Consider the following 16,115-nt stretch of genomic DNA (forward strand, 5'->3'; position numbering starts at 1 on the left):
TGGTCACGGGCCAACGCGCCGCTCTGTCATGGTCACGGGCCAACGCGCCGCTCTGTCGTGGTCACGGGCCATCGCGCCGCTGGGGCGGCACGGGTGGGCGCAGCGGCACCTCGTAAGCGCCGAGCCGCGCACCCAAATCCCGCCCAGTACCACCACCGGGCGCCCGAGACCCCCTGCTCAAGCCACGTTTTCCCAGCTCAGCCCCTCTTGTCAGTCCCCTCCCCTACCCTGCGGAGCATGACCTCCCTCCCGCGCCCCACGACAGAACTCACCGCAGACGAGGCCCGCCGCATCGCCCTCCGGGCTCAGGGCTTCCTCGGCGCCCCGGACCGCAGATCCGGCGTCCGCGGCGTCCTGCGGCACCTGGGCGCGGTCCAACTCGACACCATCTCGGTCCTGGCCCGCTCCCACGAACTCATCCCGTACGCCCGCCTGGGCGCCGTGGGCCGCACCACGGTCGACAACGCCTACTGGACGACCGCGCCCCCCGGCGCGCCTTCGGCACGACCACACGCCTTCGAGTACTGGTCCCACGCCGCCTGCATCCTCCCCATCGAGGAATGGCCCCACTTCGCCTTCCGCCGCCGCGCCTACCGAGCCCGCCCCCACTGGAACCACCAACTCCCGGACGACGCCTACGACCGCGTCATCAAACAGCTCCGCACCGAGGGCCCCCTCACGGCCACGGAACTGGGCGGCGCGAAGCGCACCAGCGAATGGTGGGACTGGTCCGGCGAGAAGGTCGCCGTCGAACGGGCCCTGATGTACGGCGAGGTGGTCTGCGTGGAGCGCCGCGGCTGGAAGCGGGTGTACGACCTCGCGGAGCGCGCCGTCCCGGACACCCTGCTGCACGACGACCTGGACGACACCGAGTGCGTACGCCGTCTGGTCCGCCTGGCCGGCGAGGCCCTCGGCGTCGGCACCCGCGCGGACATCGCCGACTACCACCGCCTCAAGGGCGAGCAGTTCGACGCGGTGGTCGCCGACTCGGGCCTGGTCCCGGTGACGGTGGAGGGCTGGGCCAAGCCCGCCTGGGCCGACCCGACGGCCCTGGCCACACCCCCGCGCGGCCGCCACCGCACCACGCTGCTGTCCCCTTTCGACTCCCTGATCTGGGAACGGGCCCGCACAGAGCGGATCTTCGGCTTCACCCACCGCCTGGAGGCCTACGTCCCCAAGCAGAAGCGCGTCCACGGCTACTTCGCGATGCCGGTCCTGTCCGGCGGCCGGCTCGTCGGCCGCGTCGACCCCGCCCGCGACGGCCGCACACTGGTCGCCAAGCAGGTCACCCTCGACGGCCCCAAGGCGATCCCGGCCGTGGCCCAGGCTCTCCTGGAAGCGGCGACCTGGGTGGACTGCTCGGACGTACGCGTGGAGCGAGTGGACGCCCCGGAACTACGGGAGCCTTTGGTACGCGCCCTGACGTGAGCCCGGGGTGTCGTGGCCTAGCGGATCTCGAGGATCTTCTCCCGCATCGCGTACACCACAGCCTCCATCCTGGAGTGCAGCTGCAGCTTCTCCAGGATGTTGCGCACATGGTTCTTCACGGTGTTCTCGGAAATGAACAGCTCCTTGGCGATGTCCCGGTTGTTCATCCCGGTCGCCACGAGCTTGAGCACTTCCAGTTCCCGGTCCGTCAGCCGCGGTGCCGGCACGAGGCGCCGCTCGTCGGTCCGCTGAATCATGGACTTGAACTCGGTGAGCAACTTCGACGCCATCGAGGGGCTGATCTGCGACTGCCCGTCGGCGACCGCGCGAATGGCCGTGGCCACCTCGTCCGTGGAGATCTCCTTGAGGAGATAACCGGTCGCCCCCGCCTTGATCGCGTCGTAGAGGTCGGCCTCCTCGTCGCTGATCGTCAGCATGATGATCTTCGCGCTGGGGGCCACCTCCTTGATGGAGGTGCACGCCTCGATACCGCCGCGCTTGGGCATCCGTACGTCCATCAGCACGATGTCGGGCAGCAGATCCGCGGCCTTGTCGACCGCCTCCGCCCCGTCACCGGCCTCGCCCACGACCTGGATGTCCTCCTCGGCGGCGAGCACGATCTCCAGACCGCGGCGGAAAAGCGCGTGGTCGTCCACGACGAGGACCCGGATCGGCTCCTTGCGCGAGGAGCCCGCGGAGGAGCCCATATCGACGGAGCCGTCGTCGGCATCCTCGTCACGCATCGGTCCGAAACTGCTGTCCGCCATCGTTCCTCCCCCTGAAGGCCGTGGCCCGTGTTTCTGTGCCATCGCCAACCCAAGGCAACGACCCCCCGGTTGAGGCCGGTTCGGCCATGATTCCATGCCCGGCCCGCACTGCGGTGACAGAGCGGGCCACAAGGGGTCGCACACCGGTGCCCCTGGGGGCGCACGAGCGCTCCAGGGGCACCGGCTCAGCTGTCACCCGGCACGCTCAGCCGCCGAGCGCGCCGCCCGCGGCGTCCGAATGCGCCTGGGCGACCATCGGGTCCGTGCTGAGGTGGATGACGCCGTAGTCGTAGGCGTGCCGCCGGTAGACGACGCTGGGTTCCTTGGTCTCGGAGTCGACGAAGAGGTAGAAGTCGTGCCCGACCAGCTCCATCTCGTACAGAGCCTGGTCGAGGGTCATCGGGGAGGCGACGTGGGTCTTCTCGCGGACGATCAGGGGGCCTTCGCCCTTGACCTCCAGCGAGCCGATCTTCTTCGTGGGCACGTCTTCCGGCTTGTCCTCGTCGGCGACGTATCCGTTGCCGTTGAGGGTCGCCACGCCGGGGACGTGGTCCGCGACCTCCGCCGCGGTGAGCCTGCGCGCGCCTCGGCGCGTGTAACGCTTGTCGTGCTGCTTGCGCAGCCGGGCTTCCAGCTTGTCCGCCGCCAGGTCGAGCGCCGCATACGGATCGCTTGCCGCTGCCTCGGCCCGGATCACCGGCCCGCGGGAGTGGAGCGTGATCTCCACCCGGTCACTGCGGTCGGCCTGTCGGGGGTTGGGCTCCTTGGACACCTCGACGTCGAGGCTGATCACCTTGCCGTCGAGCTTCTGGATCTTCTCCAGCTTCAGCTTCTCGGCCACGTGCTTGCGGAACCGCTCGGGCACCTCGGTCTTGCGGCCCTTGACGACGATGTCCACGCAGAACTCCGTTCCCGGATCGCTCCGCTCCACTGGCGGAGCATCTCCCTTGTGCACCAGGTTCCGGTGACTCCCGGAACCGCGGACTCGGTGACTTCCACCTCCTCCTCCCCCGTGGACAAGATCTCCACCCACCAGCGCGGGGTGATTCGGAAAAGCCGCAGCGCAGCATTCGGATATGTGGTGAACGGCCGGGGCCATTCCCTCACATCCGAACATATCTCGCTCGGACGGATGTCGTCACCCTCTACCGAGCCGTACCTCCGTTCAGGTGAATTGGCCCTTTCACTGCCTGCAACGACGCAAGTTCTCTGTCAGTTCCGGTTTATTTGGAAAGAGTCCGGCGGCGCGGCGACCACCGCCGCGCTGATACCGTCTCCGGCGCTGTCCGCGCCCGTCATTCCCGTCACCCCTCGTGTTCGTACCGCCTCCTTTGCCGTTCGTTCCGCAGCGGATCGCCTCGGCTCGGCCGCCCACCCGTCCCGGGCCGCCCGCACCGCCCGCGCCGCCTCCGCGAGCGAGGCACCCGTCGTCATCAGGTCGTCCACGAGCACGACCACCCCGCCGCCCAGCAGCCGGGTACCCCCGGCGGGCACCTCCAGGGCACCCGCGAGGTTGTCCAGCCGCTGCCGGGAGTCCAGCCCCGACTGATCGGCCACGGCCCGCCGCTGCCGCAGCACCCCGGCCACCCGGGCCGACGTCCCGGTACGCCGCAGTTCCCCGGCGGCCGCGAGCGCGATCCGCCGCGCCGGGTCGTGCCCACGTGCCCGCACCGCCCACCGCGCGGACGGCACCGGAACCAGCAGCACCGGCCCGTCACCACCCGCCCGTACGGCCCCTGCCAAGGCCGTGCCGAGCGGTCCGGCGAGCCCCAGCGCACCCCGTTCCTTGTGCGCGATCAGCGTCGCCCGCACCGCGTCCTCGTACGGTGCCGCAGCGTGCACCACGGGCAACCCCGACGGCTCCGGCACCGGTCGCACCCGGCACGGCCCGGCCCCGGTCAGAGCCGCGCGGCACTCCGGGCAGAGCACCGCGCGAGGCCTCCCGCAGCCTCCGCACTCGGCCGGCAGCACCAGATCCGTGAAGTCCCGCCACCACCTCCGCATGCCCACACTGTGCCAACGCATGCGAGGCCCTGCCACCCCTGTGGACAACCGCTTGTGGACAACTCACCGCATCCACAGAGGGGTCCTCACCCACACGAATGACAAGTGCTCGAAAAAGACCGAGTGCCCTCACAAGATGACCGAACGGCACCTCCGGCCTGGACGCCCAAGCCCCTCACCACGCCAAGCCCCCGGCGCCGGAGTCCACAAAGCGCACAGCCCACAGCCCACACATCCGACGGACACGGTGGCCCGCCTGCGGCTCACCCCCGCAGAGCCCCCAGCCTCACCGGACACACCGCAGCCCCAGGCCGCACCTCACCCACCAGGTGAGATGCACCCCGTTCGCCTCACGCACCGCACGCACCGGAAACGCCGGACGCACCGCCCGCCCCGGCCCTCACCCCGGATAGACCGGCGCCGACCCTTCCTTGACCACCGTCTGCCACTGCGCCCCCGGGGACAGCCGGACGATCCCGTCGGCCGAGTGTGCGACCAACGGCTGGCTTTCGTCCTCGGACGCTGCGATCTCCTCCACGCCGGTGAGCGCGGAGGGCCCGGAGCCCGGCATCGGGGAGCCGTCGACGCGGACGTACCGCATCTGCTGCACGCCGCCGTGTTCGCGCCCCACGACCACGAGTTGACTGTCGCCCGCCCACGACATGGCGGTGACGTCCTCCAGGTCCTGTGTCACGGACCGCAGCTCGACGATCGAGACGGTGGTGCCCTCCGCGTCGGCATCCCGCTCGATGCGCCCGATGTACAGCGCCCGCTTGCCCTTGCTCTCCAGGATCAGCGCGACCCGCACACCGTCGGCGGCCACCCGCACCGCCTCGATACGCCCGTCGAGGTTGGGCGTCCTGACCTCCAGCGGCTCACCCATGCCGTCCGCCAGAACCAGCAGCCGGGGGTTCTTGGGGTCGCGGTCGGCCACCCACAGATCGCCCCGCCCGTCCCAACTGGGCGTCGTCAGCCGGTCCTTCGCGGTGGCGCCGGTGCTGCGCACCACCGGGTCGCCGAGCGTGCCACCCGCTGTCAGCGGCGTCACGTACAGATCGCTCCCGTCGGCCGACACGCCGGCCGCCCGGTCCTCACCACGCGACACGGCGGCGGCCCTCAGCTGCTTCTCGCCCTCACCGAGTGCCCCGGGAACGGCCGTCGGCGTGGTCACCGAGTCCCGCTCGGACAGCCGTACGAGCTTGTGGTCGCCGTCGATGAAGTACTCGTACGCCGCGCTCTTGCCGGAGCCGTGCGCGGCGACGACGTCGGTCTGCCCCTCGCGGAACACGCACAGTTGTGCACCGGTCGACCCCTGCAGCTCCACCTCCTCCACGCCCGTGGGCATGTAGTCCTGGAGGGTGAAGAGAAGTTGCGCGGCCATCTCCTCGCATCGACTGTCCGAGACGCGGTCGGCCTTCTTGTTCAGCGGCACGACCAGCTTGTTCTGATCGTCGGGCGTCAGCGCACGGGTGCCCTTCTTCAGGGCCGTACCGGAGGGGAAACTCGTCCTCGCGACCGGGTTGAGCCATCTGGTGGGGCCCTTCAACAGGTCCCGGACCACCTGGGTCACCGGGTCGACCTGGCTGCGTACATAGACCGGGTCGGCGACTGTCCCCGGCTCCCCCGACTGCGCGGCGGAGGTGAAGTAGTACTTGTTGATGGACTTGTAGTTACGCTCGAAGTCAGACCTGCCGAGCACCACACCCTGCGGCAGCCGGTCGATGCGCCACTGCTTGGTGTCCTTCACGCGCGTGAGGTGCACGGTCTTGCGGTAATCGCCGCTGGTGGGCCTGTACGCGTGCTGCCCATCGACCCGGGCGACGTTCTTGCCGGACAGCTCGTACCGGTACTCGTCGGTGTCGGGTCCCTCCCCCGTGACCGGGGTGTAGGGAGTGGTGGGCGCCTCGGCGAGGACCGTGGTCGACTCGCCCGGATCCCATTCCTTGAGGGCCTTGCCGGTCAGGTACTTGCGGGCGGTCTCGTATTCCAGGTCGTCGCTGGTCAGAGCCTCCAGGAAGCCCTGCACGATCTCCTGCGGCTCGGCGTCGTCGGCGGGCGCCAACGCGAAGACCCGCACCTTCGAGTCCTGCCTCGGGGTGGACTCGACGTCGCGCATGTCACCGCTGTCCGGCATCGAGGCGCACCCCACCAGCAGGACGGCACTGATGCCGAGAGACCCGATACGCGCAGTCGCCCGCACCGGACGCCTGCGGCCGCGTTTCGCGCGGTCAGCGCCCACGGAATACCTCCCCCTGCTCGTGCTGCCGCTCCGAATCGCTGTCCGCCGACCTCTCCTCGGCCCGTCCCTCACGGTCGTCGGGCCGCCGCGCGGGCTGCGCCGGGGGCGGTGCCGCGGACGGCGTGGCGGGCCGGGGCACCACGCGCGCGCCGTTGCCCGGCAGCGCCGTCGGGTCGGCCGTGGGAGCCTGTCCGGCGCCCGGCCGGGGCCTTATGGCCGCCCTCGCGGCCCCGTGCTCACCAGCCTGGACCGGCACCGTGGCGAGCTTGCCGCCACCACCGAGCGGCAGACCGGCGTCATTGAGTCCACGATTGCGCCGGGAGTCCTTCGGCTCCAGGGGTATCGGGGACCCGCGCAGCGGCTCGTCCGCCGTCCTCGGCAGGGTGAGCCGGAACTGCGAACCGCCGCCCGGCTCGCCCCACGCCTGCAGCCAGCCGCCGTGCAGCCGGGCATCCTCCAGGGCGATGGACAGCCCCAGTCCCGTACCACCGGTGGTACGCGCCCGTGCCGGGTCCGCCCGCCAGAAACGGCTGAACACCCGCGTCGCCTCCCCCGGCTTGAGCCCCACGCCGTAGTCCCGCACCGCGACCGCGACCGCACCGCCCGCCGCCGCGAGCTTGACCACGACGTCCTTGCCCTCACCGTGCTCCACGGCGTTGACCACGAGGTTGCGCAGGACCCGCTCCACGCGCCGGGCGTCGGCCTCGGCCACGACGGGCTGCTGGTCCCCCACCACTCGTATCCGCGTCGCCTTGCGCTCGGCGAGCGGCTCGGCCCCACTGACGACCTTCCGCACGACCGCGCGGAGGTCTATCGGCTCGGCCTCCAGGGCCGCCGCGCCCGCGTCGAACCGGCTGATCTCCAGCAGGTCCGCGAGCAGCGACTCGAACCGGTCCAACTGGTCGGCGAGCAGCTCGGCCGACCGCGCGGTCACCGGGTCGAAGTCCACGCGCGCGTCATGGATGACGTCCGCCGCCATCCGTACGGTCGTCAGCGGCGTACGCAGCTCGTGAGACACGTCGGAGACGAACCGCCGCTGCATCCGTGACAGGTCCTCCAGCTGCTGGATCTTCAGCTGCAAATTCTGCGCCATCTTGTTGAAGGCCTCACCGAGCCGCGCGATGTCGTCCTCGCCACTGACCTTCATCCGTTCCTGCAGCCGCCCGGCGGACAGCCGCTCGGCGATCCCGGCCGCCATCCGCACCGGCGTGACGACCTGCCGCACCACGAGCCAGGCGATGGCCCCGAGCAGTACGACGACGAACAGCCCGGCCGTCGCCAGCGTTCCCTTGACCAGGCTCAGGGACTTCTCCTCCTGGGTGAGCGGGAAGAGGTAGTACAGCTGGTAGGGCTTGCTGTTGGGATCACTGACCTGCTTGCCGATGATCAGCCCCGGCTGGGACTCCTGGCCGTTGTCGTAGTGGATCCGCGTGTAGCTCTGGACCGCGCCGGTGCCGTCGTCGACCCGCTCGCGCAGCTCCACGGGCACACTGAGGTCCCATTCCACGCCCCCGGAGACACGAGGTCCCAGACCCCCGGCGTCACTGTCGGCGGAGGCGGGGCTGAGCGTCACCACGTCGAACGCGCCCTGGCCGCCGCTGGAGAGCGAATTCACCAGGTTGGTCATCCACTCGCTGACGTTCTGCACACGGTCGCCGCCCGGCTCCACGCTGTCGTTCCCCGCCGCGCTCGCCTCGCTGTCCGCCCCCTGCTCGGCGACCGTGAAGCCGCCGGTGGCCTGGCTCTGCGAGGCCTTGACCTTGGCGTCCAGCAGTCCGTTACGGACCTGCCCGATGACGACGAAGCCCAGCAGCAGCACGACGCTGAGCGACATCAACAGGGTCGTCACGACGATCCTGAGCTGGATGTTGCGCCGCCACAGCCGCATCACGGGCAGCAACGGGCGGCGCACCCAGCGCATGAACAGCCTCAGGACCGGGCTGCCCTGGACTCCACCTTGCAGCAACCCGCCCCCGAGGAGACGCCCCCAGCGGGAACCCGACGTCCTCCGGCCGACAGGCCGCCCCGTGCGGGTCCCCGGCTGGCCGGGCGCCGAAGCGGCACTGTCACCGGACATGTCAGCTGGGTCCTGCCTTGTATCCGACACCACGGACGGTCACCACGATCTCCGGCCGCTCCGGGTCCTTCTCGACCTTGGAGCGCAGCCGCTGCACATGAACATTCACCAGACGGGTGTCCGCCGCATGGCGGTACCCCCAGACCTGCTCCAGCAGGACCTCCCGAGTGAACACCTGCCACGGCTTCCGCGCCAGCGCGACCAGCAGATCGAACTCCAGCGGCGTCAGCGCGATCGACTGCCCCTCACGCTTCACCGAGTGCCCGGCCACATCGATGACCAGGTCACCGATGGCGAGCTGTTCCGGCGCCGGCTCCTCCGACCTCCTCAGACGCGCCCGGATCCGCGCAACCAGCTCCTTCGGCTTGAACGGCTTCACGATGTAGTCGTCCGCGCCCGACTCCAGGCCGACCACCACATCGACGGTGTCGCTCTTGGCCGTGAGCATCACGATCGGCACCCCGGACTCCGCCCTGATCAGACGGCACACCTCGATCCCGTCCCGGCCCGGCAGCATCAGATCCAGCAGCACCAGATCCGGTTTGGCCTCACGGAACGCGGCCAGCGCCTTGTCGCCGTCGGCTACGAAAGACGGCTCAAAACCTTCACCACGCAACACAATGCCGAGCATCTCGGCCAGTGCGGTGTCGTCGTCGACGACAAGGACTCGTCCCTTCATGAATGCCATCATCCCATTAACTAAATCGTTACCTGGCGTGACCTGTCACACAGCTCGGCAAGCGCATCAGCGGTCACGGGCGACACAGCCCCCTCCTCGGTGACGATCGCCGTCACCAACTCGGGCGGCGTCACGTCGAACGCCGGGTTGTACGCCTGGGTCCCCAGGGGTGCCACCGCGATCCCGCCTCCCGCCTCTGCTCCCGCCACAGGCGCCTGAGGTGCCGTGATTTCGGTCACCTCATGCCCCGCGCGCTGTTCCACCTCGATGGACGCCCCGTCGGGGGTGTCCGGATCCACTGTCGTCACCGGTGCCACCACGATGAACGGCACGTGGTGATACCGAGCTAGCACCGCGAGCGGGTAGGTCCCCACCTTGTTCGCCACCGAACCGTCGGCGGCGATCCGGTCGGCACCCACCAGCACCGCGTCCACCTCCCCTGCCGCGAACAGCGAGCCCGCGGCATTGTCCGTGAGCAAGGTGTACGCCATTCCGCTGCGCGCCGCCTCATAAGCGGTCAGCCGGGCACCCTGCAGCAGCGGCCGCGTCTCGTCCACCCACAGCCGCCGCAGCCGCCCCGACCGGTGCGCCGCGAGCGCCACCGCGAAGGCCGTGCCCTCACCACCCGACACCAACGCCCCGGTGTTGCAGTGCGTGAGCACCCGGTGCCCGCCGCCCGGCAGCAGCTCGTCCAGCAGCGCCAGCCCGTGCGCGGCCATGCGGGAGCTGGCCTCGGCGTCCTCCCGGTGCAGCGCCCGCGCCGCGGCGAGCGCCGCCTCGGCGGCCAGCTTCTGGTCGCCCGCCCGGCCGAGCTCGGCGCGGTGCGCGGCCCGCGCCCGACGCACACCGACCGCGAGGTTCACCGCGGTGGGCCGGGCACCCTCGAGCGCCTCGGCGGCGTCCTCCACGTCGAACCCGCGCACTGCGGCGAGCGCGACGCCGTACGCCCCGGCGATCCCCAGCAGTGGCGCCCCGCGCACGGCGAGCGAACGGATCGCCTCCACCAGGGCGGGCGCGTCCGTGCACACCAGCTCGACCTCCTCGGCCGGCAGTCTCGTCTGGTCGAGGAGGACCAGGACGGGGCCTTCGGGGGGCTCGTCCCATCGGATCACGGGTATCCCGGTCGGCCGGATGTCGTCGCCGGATCGCGCGTACTGATCAGCCATGCGGTCAGTCTGCCCCGTATCCATCGGACAATTGAAGGTACGCAGCACATACGGCCCCCGGTCACTTCCAGGACACCGCGTGGCACGATGGGCGCCAACCTGGCGCCGCGACCCGCGGACGGGCACCGTGAAGGAGCGACGATGAAGGACACTCCGGGCTGGGCCTCGCCCGGATCCGCCCCCTCGGGCGGCCAGGAGCCGGACCAGCAGGGCTCCGCGGAGCCGGTGGACCGCACCGGCGCCGACCGGGCGCAGCCGACGGACCAGAGCGGCGCGGACCAGGCGCAGCCACCGTCCAAGTGGTCCAAGGATCAGCCGCCGCCCGCCCAGTGGTCCGCTCCGACCCCGCAGGCCCCCGGCCAGACCCCGCCACCGCCACCGCCCGTCCCGGGCTGGGGCGGCCACCCGGGTCCCCAGCACCCTGGCCCCGGAGCGCCCGGCCACCCCGGCTACGGCGCCCCCGGCCCCGGCTACGGAACTCCCGGGTGGGGAGGCGGCTGGGGCGGGCCCCCGCCCGCCGCCAAGCCCGGTGTGATCCCGCTGCGCCCGCTCGGCATCGGCGAGATCCTCGACGGCGCGGTCTCCACCATGCGCACGCACTGGCGCACGGTCCTCGGCATCTCCCTGGCCGTCGCGGTCATCACGCAGATCGGGGTGATCCTGCTCCAGGGCCTCGTCCTCAACGACACCGCGAGCACGGACGCCCTCAGTGACCCCACTGCCACCCCCGGCGAACTGAGCCGCGCCCTGGGCGACACCCTGCTGAGCACCTCCGTCGTCATGGTGATCTCCCTGCTGGGCACCATCGTCGCGACGGCCCTGCTCACGACCGTGACCAGCCGTGCCGTCCTCGGCAAGTCGGTGACCACTGTCGAGGCCTGGCGGGACGCCCGCCCGCAGCTCCTCAGGCTGGGTGGCCTGACCATCCTGCTGCTCCTGATCGCCGGCCTGATCATGACCGTGGGCGTCGTGCCCGGCATCCTCCTCGCCGCCGGAGGCTCCACCGGCGGGGGCGTACTCCTCGCCCTCTTCGGCGGACTCGGTGCCTTCGTCCTCACCGTGTGGCTGATGATCCGCTTCTCGCTGGCCTCGCCCGCCCTGATGCTGGAGAAGCAGGGCGTACGGAAGTCGCTGGGCCGCTCCGTCAAGCTGGTGCGCGGCTCCTGGTGGCGGGTCCTCGGCATCCAGTTGCTCGCCGCGATCATCGCCTACGTCGTCGCGTCGATCGTCGTGATCCCCTTCTCCTTCGCGGGCGCGGCCCTGGACGGGGACGGCATCTCCGGCCTCCTCGCCACCGGCGGCACCGCCCTCGGCTGGACCTACCTCGTCATCAGCGGCGTCGGCGCGGTGATCGGATCCACGCTCACCTTCCCCATCAGCGCCGGCGTCACCGTGCTCCTCTACATCGACCAGCGCATCCGCCGCGAGGCCCTCGACCTCGAACTGGGCCGCGCCGCCGGTCTCCAGGGCTACGGCGACGCCCCGGGCGCCACTCCGGGGAGCTGATGGGGTGAGACTGTCGGGGGGAGCACTGACAGCCGTACCGATGTCGTGGCGCTCGGCGGACGAGCCGCCCCTCACCCTCCCGCGCGACCCCGCGCGGGAGGCCGCCCGGCGCGAGCTGTCCAAGGGCATGTACCACGAGAACGACCCCAGTTGGTACGAGCGCGCCATGGACGCCTTCTGGGAATGGCTCGACAAGGTGTTCGGCGCCGCCTCGGCCGCCACCCCGGGCGGCATGCTCGGCCTCGTCGTCATCGTCCTGGCCGTACTGGCCCTCCTGGGAGCGCTGTGGTGGCGTCTCGGGACCCCGCACCGCGCCCCCACCTCGTCCACCGTCCTCTTCGACGACCGCCCCCGCAGCGCCGCCGAACACCGCGCCACCGCCGAGGCGCAGGCCGCCCAGGGCCACTGGAACCAGGCCGTCCAGGAACGCATGCGCGCCGTCGTCCGCTCCCTGGAGGAACGCGCCCTGCTCGACGTACGCCCCGGCCGCACCGCCGACGAGGCGGCCTCCGAAGCCGGCTCGGTGCTCCCCGCCCACGCGGACCGACTGCGCGCCGCCGCCCGGGACTTCGACGACGTCACGTATGGCGGCCGGTCCGCGGCCGAAGGAACGTACCTCCGGCTCGTCGCCCTCGACGCCGACCTGGAACGCACCAGGCCCACGCTGGCGAGCAGCGCCGCCAACACCGCGAGCACGGCCCCCAACACCCGCCCGGGAGCCGCCGGATGACCACCGAGGCCTCGCTCCCGTCCACCTCGGTCTCGCCCACGGCCCGCCAGGTGTGGACCCGAGCGCGCGGTGTCGTGCTCGCCGCGGTGATCCTCCTGGCGGCGGCCGCGGTGATCGCCGTGATCCGCTCCGGCGCCGAGCACGGCCGCCTGGATCCGCGCTCCGCCGACACCGACGGCAGCCGCGCCGTCGCCGAACTCCTCGACGACCGGGGCGTGTCCACCCGGCTGGTCACCACCCTCGACGAGGCGAGCACCGCGGCCGGCCCGGACACCACCCTCCTGGTCGCCGTCCCGGACCTGCTGACCGACTCCCAGCAAAGCCGCCTCCACGCGGCGACCGAGGCCTCCGGCGGCCGCACGGTCCTCGTGGCCCCCGGCTCCCCGTCCGTGAGCACCCTGGTCCCCGGGGTCACCGCCGACTCCGCCCTCAGCCTGGACTCCACGCTCAGGCCCCGCTGCGAGCTGCCCGCCGCCCGCCGCGCGGGCAGCGCCGACACCGGCGGGGTCCGCTACCACGTCGTCGCCGGTACCGTCGGCACCTGCTACCCCGAGGACGGACTGCCCACCCTGGTGCGCGTCCCGGCAACCGAGGGGGCCGGCGACACCGTCGTCCTCGGTGCCCCCGACATCCTCCTCAACAGCAGCCTCGACGAGCAGGGCAACGCCTCCCTCGCCCTCCAACTCCTCGGCTCGCGCCCCCATCTGGTCTGGTACCTCCCCTCACTCTCCGACGACTCGGCCCCGGACGCCGGCAACCGCAGCTTCTTCGACCTGCTCCCCTCGGGCTGGATCTGGGGCACCCTGCAACTCTTCTTCGCCGGCGCCCTGGCCGCCCTCTGGCGGGCCCGCCGACTCGGCCCCCTCGTGCCCGAGAAACTCCCCGTCGCGATCCGCGCCTCCGAAACCGTCGAAGGCCGCGCCCGCCTCTACCGCAAGGCCGACGCCCGCGACCGCGCGGCCGCCGCTCTTCGCTCCACAACCCGCACGCGCCTCGCCCCCCTCGTCGGTGTCCCCGTCTCCCGGGCGCACACGCCCGAGGCCCTGCTCCCCGCCCTGTCCGCCCACCTGCACGGCGACGGACAGCCCCTCCACGCCCTCCTCTTCGGCCCGCCGCCCAGCGACAACAGGGCCCTCATCGCCCTCACCGACCACCTCGACGCCCTCGAAAGAGAGGTACGCCGTTCATGATGGACCCGACCACTGACAACGCCGGGACCACCGGGGACCCGGGCACCGCCCGAGCCTCCCTGGAGGCCCTGCGCGCCGAGATCGCCAAAGCCGTGGTCGGCCAGGACCCCGCCGTGACCGGCCTCGTCGTCGCCCTCCTCTGCCGCGGACACGTCCTACTGGAAGGAGTCCCCGGAGTAGCAAAAACGTTGCTCGTCCGCGCCCTCGCATCCGCACTCGACCTCGACACCAAGCGCGTCCAGTTCACCCCGGACCTCATGCCGAGCGACGTCACCGGCTCCCTCGTCTACGACACCCGCAGCGCCGAGTTCTCCTTCCAGCCCGGCCCGGTCTTCACCAACCTGCTCCTCGCCGACGAGATCAACCGCACCCCGCCGAAGACCCAGTCCTCCCTGCTGGAGGCCATGGAGGAGCGCCAGGTCACGGTCGACGGCACCCCACGCCCACTCCCGGACCCGTTCCTGGTCGCCGCGACCCAGAACCCGGTCGAGTACGAGGGCACGTACCCCCTGCCCGAAGCCCAACTGGACCGCTTCCTCCTCAAACTGACGGTCCCGCTCCCGTCCCGTCAGGACGAGATCAGCGTCCTCACCCGCCACGCCGAGGGCTTCAACCCGCGCGACCTGCGCGCCGCCGGCGTACGCCCCGTCGCGAACGCGGCCGACCTCGAAGCCGCCCGCGCCGCCGTGGCCAAGACGACGGTCTCCCCCGAGATCACCGCCTACGTCGTCGACATCTGCCGCGCCACCCGTGAGTCCCCGTCCCTCACCCTTGGCGCCTCCCCCCGAGGCTCCACAGCCCTCCTGGCGGCCTCTCGCGCCTGGGCCTGGCTGACGGGCCGCGACTACGTCATCCCCGACGACGTCAAGGCGCTAGCGCTCCCGACCCTCCGCCACCGCGTCCAACTCCGCCCGGAGGCCGAGATGGAAGGCGTGACGGCCGACTCGGTCATCAACGCGATCCTCGCCCACGTTCCCGTCCCCCGCTGATGGCCCCGACCGGACGCGCTGCGCTCCTCGCAGCCCTCGGCGCCCTCCCCGTGGGCATCTGGGAGCCCAGCTGGACGGGCATTCTCGCCGTGAACGCACCCTTGGCCCTGGCATGCGCCTGCGACTACGCCCTCGCAGCGCCGGTGCGCCGCCTGGGCCTCCTTCGCTCCGGCGACACCTCCACGCGCCTGGGCGAGACCGCTGACGTCACCCTCACGGTCACCAACCCCACCAACCGCCCCCTGCGCGCCCACGTCCGCGACGCCTGGCCTCCCAGCAGCTGGCTCTCCGGCTCCGAAGTGGCCGCGTCCCGGCACCGCCTCACGATTCCCCCGGGCGAGCGTCGCCGCGTCACCACCCACCTGCGTCCCACCCGCCGAGGAGACCGCCAGGCGGACAGGGTCACGATCCGCTCGTTCGGCCCCCTCGGCCTCTTCGCCCGCCAGGGCAGCCACAAGGTCCCCTGGACCGTACGCGTGCTCCCCCCGTTCACCAGCCGCAAGCACCTGCCGTCCAAGCTGGCCCGTCTGCGCGAACTCGACGGCCGCACCAGCGTTCTGACCCGGGGCGAGGGCACGGAGTTCGACAGTCTCCGCGAGTACATCCCCGGCGACGACACCCGCTCCATCGACTGGCGCGCCACGGCCCGTCAGTCCTCGGTGGCGGTACGCACCTGGCGTCCCGAACGCGACCGTCACATCCTGGTCGTCCTGGACACCGGCCGGACCTCCGCGGGCCGTGTGGGTGACGCCCCCCGCCTCGACGCCTCCATGGACGCGGCCCTGCTTTTGGCCGCCCTCGCCTCCCGCGCCGGCGACCGCGTGGACCTCCTCGCCTACGACCGCCGTGTACGAGCCCTCGTCCAGGGCCGCACGGCGGGCGACGTCCTCCCGTCCCTGGTCAACGCCATGGCCCCTCTCGAACCCGAACTCGTCGAGACGGACGCCCGAGGCCTCGCAGCCACCGCACTGCGTACTGCGCCTCGCCGGGCCCTGATCGTCCTTCTCACCACCCTGGACGCGGCCCCCGTGGAGCAAGGTCTTCTTCCCGTCCTGTCCCGCCTCACCCAGCGCCATTCGGTCCTGGTGGCCTCGGTCGCCGATCCGCATATCGCCCGCATGGCCCACTCCCGAGGCACGACGGACGCCGTCTACGAGGCCGCGGCAGCAGCCCAGGCCCGAGCGGACCGCCATCGCACCGCCGAACAACTCCGCCGCCATGGCGTCACGGTCGTCGACGCCACTCCGGACAACCTGGCACCGGCACTGGCGGATGCCTATCTGTCACTGAAGGCGGCCGGCCGCCTCTGAACCATCAATTCTTCTGCTTCAGGGTCGAGG

At 71.6% G+C, this 16,115-nt stretch carries 13 protein-coding genes; 6 read left to right on the forward strand and 7 right to left on the reverse strand.

The features are described from left to right. The first annotated feature begins 237 nt into the window (after positions 1–237). Positions 238–1,428, forward strand: a complete 1,191-nt coding sequence (locus OG858_RS17925; protein ID WP_086751852.1) for a winged helix-turn-helix domain-containing protein — start codon at positions 238–240, stop codon at positions 1,426–1,428. A 17-nt stretch (positions 1,429–1,445) separates the two neighbouring features. On the opposite strand, the gene OG858_RS17930 is transcribed toward OG858_RS17925, so the two are convergent. The 7 genes from OG858_RS17930 to mtnA all read right to left on the reverse strand — a co-directional run bounded on the left by OG858_RS17930 (position 1,446) and on the right by mtnA (position 10,360). Continuing rightward, on the reverse strand, positions 1,446–2,195 hold the full coding sequence (locus OG858_RS17930; RefSeq protein ID WP_086751850.1) for a response regulator: 750 nt from the start codon (positions 2,193–2,195) through the stop codon (positions 1,446–1,448). Positions 2,196–2,400: 205 nt separating this feature from the next. Next, positions 2,401–3,093 (reverse strand): ribosome hibernation-promoting factor, HPF/YfiA family, encoded by a 693-nt coding sequence (hpf, locus tag OG858_RS17935; protein ID WP_373420891.1) that lies wholly within the window; start codon positions 3,091–3,093, stop codon positions 2,401–2,403. Positions 3,094–3,407: 314 nt separating this feature from the next. Next, positions 3,408–4,199, reverse strand: a complete 792-nt coding sequence (locus tag OG858_RS17940; protein WP_086751857.1) for a ComF family protein — start codon at positions 4,197–4,199, stop codon at positions 3,408–3,410. A gap of 400 nt (positions 4,200–4,599) precedes the next feature. Further along, a complete protein-coding gene (locus OG858_RS17945; RefSeq protein WP_327724169.1) occupies positions 4,600–6,438 on the reverse strand; it encodes an LpqB family beta-propeller domain-containing protein in 1,839 nt (612 codons plus the stop codon). After that, the gene (gene mtrB / locus OG858_RS17950) at positions 6,428–8,515 is read right to left on the reverse strand and encodes an MtrAB system histidine kinase MtrB (protein WP_327743951.1); all 2,088 of its coding nucleotides are present in this window, start codon (positions 8,513–8,515) and stop codon (positions 6,428–6,430) included. The genes OG858_RS17945 and mtrB overlap by 11 nt, the downstream gene beginning before the upstream one ends. Before the next feature lies 1 nt (position 8,516). Then, a complete protein-coding gene (mtrA, locus tag OG858_RS17955) occupies positions 8,517–9,206 on the reverse strand; it encodes a two-component system response regulator MtrA (RefSeq protein ID WP_189823911.1) in 690 nt (229 codons plus the stop codon). Positions 9,207–9,214: 8 nt separating this feature from the next. Further along, the gene (mtnA, locus tag OG858_RS17960; RefSeq protein ID WP_327743952.1) at positions 9,215–10,360 is read right to left on the reverse strand and encodes an S-methyl-5-thioribose-1-phosphate isomerase; all 1,146 of its coding nucleotides are present in this window, start codon (positions 10,358–10,360) and stop codon (positions 9,215–9,217) included. Positions 10,361–10,501: 141 nt separating this feature from the next. Between mtnA and OG858_RS17965 the strand changes: the two genes are divergently transcribed. From OG858_RS17965 to OG858_RS17985, 5 genes are read left to right on the forward strand one after another with little or no spacing between them, the layout of a single operon-like run. Beyond that, positions 10,502–11,866 carry a glycerophosphoryl diester phosphodiesterase membrane domain-containing protein gene (locus OG858_RS17965; protein ID WP_319065013.1) on the forward strand — a complete coding sequence of 455 codons (1,365 nt, stop codon included), beginning with the start codon at positions 10,502–10,504 and terminating at the stop codon, positions 11,864–11,866. A gap of 40 nt (positions 11,867–11,906) precedes the next feature. After that, positions 11,907–12,596 (forward strand): DUF4129 domain-containing protein, encoded by a 690-nt coding sequence (locus OG858_RS17970; RefSeq protein ID WP_086749906.1) that lies wholly within the window; start codon positions 11,907–11,909, stop codon positions 12,594–12,596. After that, the gene (locus OG858_RS17975) at positions 12,593–13,786 is read left to right on the forward strand and encodes a DUF4350 domain-containing protein (protein ID WP_327743953.1); all 1,194 of its coding nucleotides are present in this window, start codon (positions 12,593–12,595) and stop codon (positions 13,784–13,786) included. Before OG858_RS17970 ends, OG858_RS17975 begins: the two co-directional genes overlap by 4 nt. Further along, complete coding sequence (locus tag OG858_RS17980) at positions 13,786–14,775, forward strand: AAA family ATPase (RefSeq protein ID WP_086749904.1); 990 nt, start codon at positions 13,786–13,788, stop codon at positions 14,773–14,775. The genes OG858_RS17975 and OG858_RS17980 overlap by 1 nt, the downstream gene beginning before the upstream one ends. Continuing rightward, entirely contained in the window at positions 14,775–16,085 is a 1,311-nt protein-coding gene (locus OG858_RS17985) for a DUF58 domain-containing protein (protein WP_086749903.1), read from the forward strand. The genes OG858_RS17980 and OG858_RS17985 overlap by 1 nt, the downstream gene beginning before the upstream one ends. Positions 16,086–16,115 lie beyond the last annotated feature (30 nt).

Source organism: Streptomyces europaeiscabiei, from assembly GCF_036346855.1.
Lineage (GTDB): Bacteria > Actinomycetota > Actinomycetes > Streptomycetales > Streptomycetaceae > Streptomyces > Streptomyces europaeiscabiei.

Bases quoted from the DNA above. Each gene is read 5' to 3' on its own strand.
- OG858_RS17925 (WP_086751852.1), top strand. From the start codon at position 238: ATGACCTCCCTCCCGCGCCCCACGACAGAACTCACCGCAGACGAGGCC.
- OG858_RS17930 (WP_086751850.1), bottom strand. From the start codon at position 2,195: ATGGCGGACAGCAGTTTCGGACCGATGCGTGACGAGGATGCCGACGAC.
- OG858_RS17940 (WP_086751857.1), bottom strand. From the start codon at position 4,199: ATGCGGAGGTGGTGGCGGGACTTCACGGATCTGGTGCTGCCGGCCGAG.
- mtrB (WP_327743951.1), bottom strand. From the start codon at position 8,515: ATGTCCGGTGACAGTGCCGCTTCGGCGCCCGGCCAGCCGGGGACCCGC.
- mtrA (WP_189823911.1), bottom strand. From the start codon at position 9,206: ATGATGGCATTCATGAAGGGACGAGTCCTTGTCGTCGACGACGACACC.
- mtnA (WP_327743952.1), bottom strand. From the start codon at position 10,360: ATGGCTGATCAGTACGCGCGATCCGGCGACGACATCCGGCCGACCGGG.
- OG858_RS17965 (WP_319065013.1), top strand. From the start codon at position 10,502: ATGAAGGACACTCCGGGCTGGGCCTCGCCCGGATCCGCCCCCTCGGGC.
- OG858_RS17970 (WP_086749906.1), top strand. From the start codon at position 11,907: ATGTCGTGGCGCTCGGCGGACGAGCCGCCCCTCACCCTCCCGCGCGAC.
- OG858_RS17975 (WP_327743953.1), top strand. From the start codon at position 12,593: ATGACCACCGAGGCCTCGCTCCCGTCCACCTCGGTCTCGCCCACGGCC.
- OG858_RS17980 (WP_086749904.1), top strand. From the start codon at position 13,786: ATGGACCCGACCACTGACAACGCCGGGACCACCGGGGACCCGGGCACC.
- OG858_RS17985 (WP_086749903.1), top strand. From the start codon at position 14,775: ATGGCCCCGACCGGACGCGCTGCGCTCCTCGCAGCCCTCGGCGCCCTC.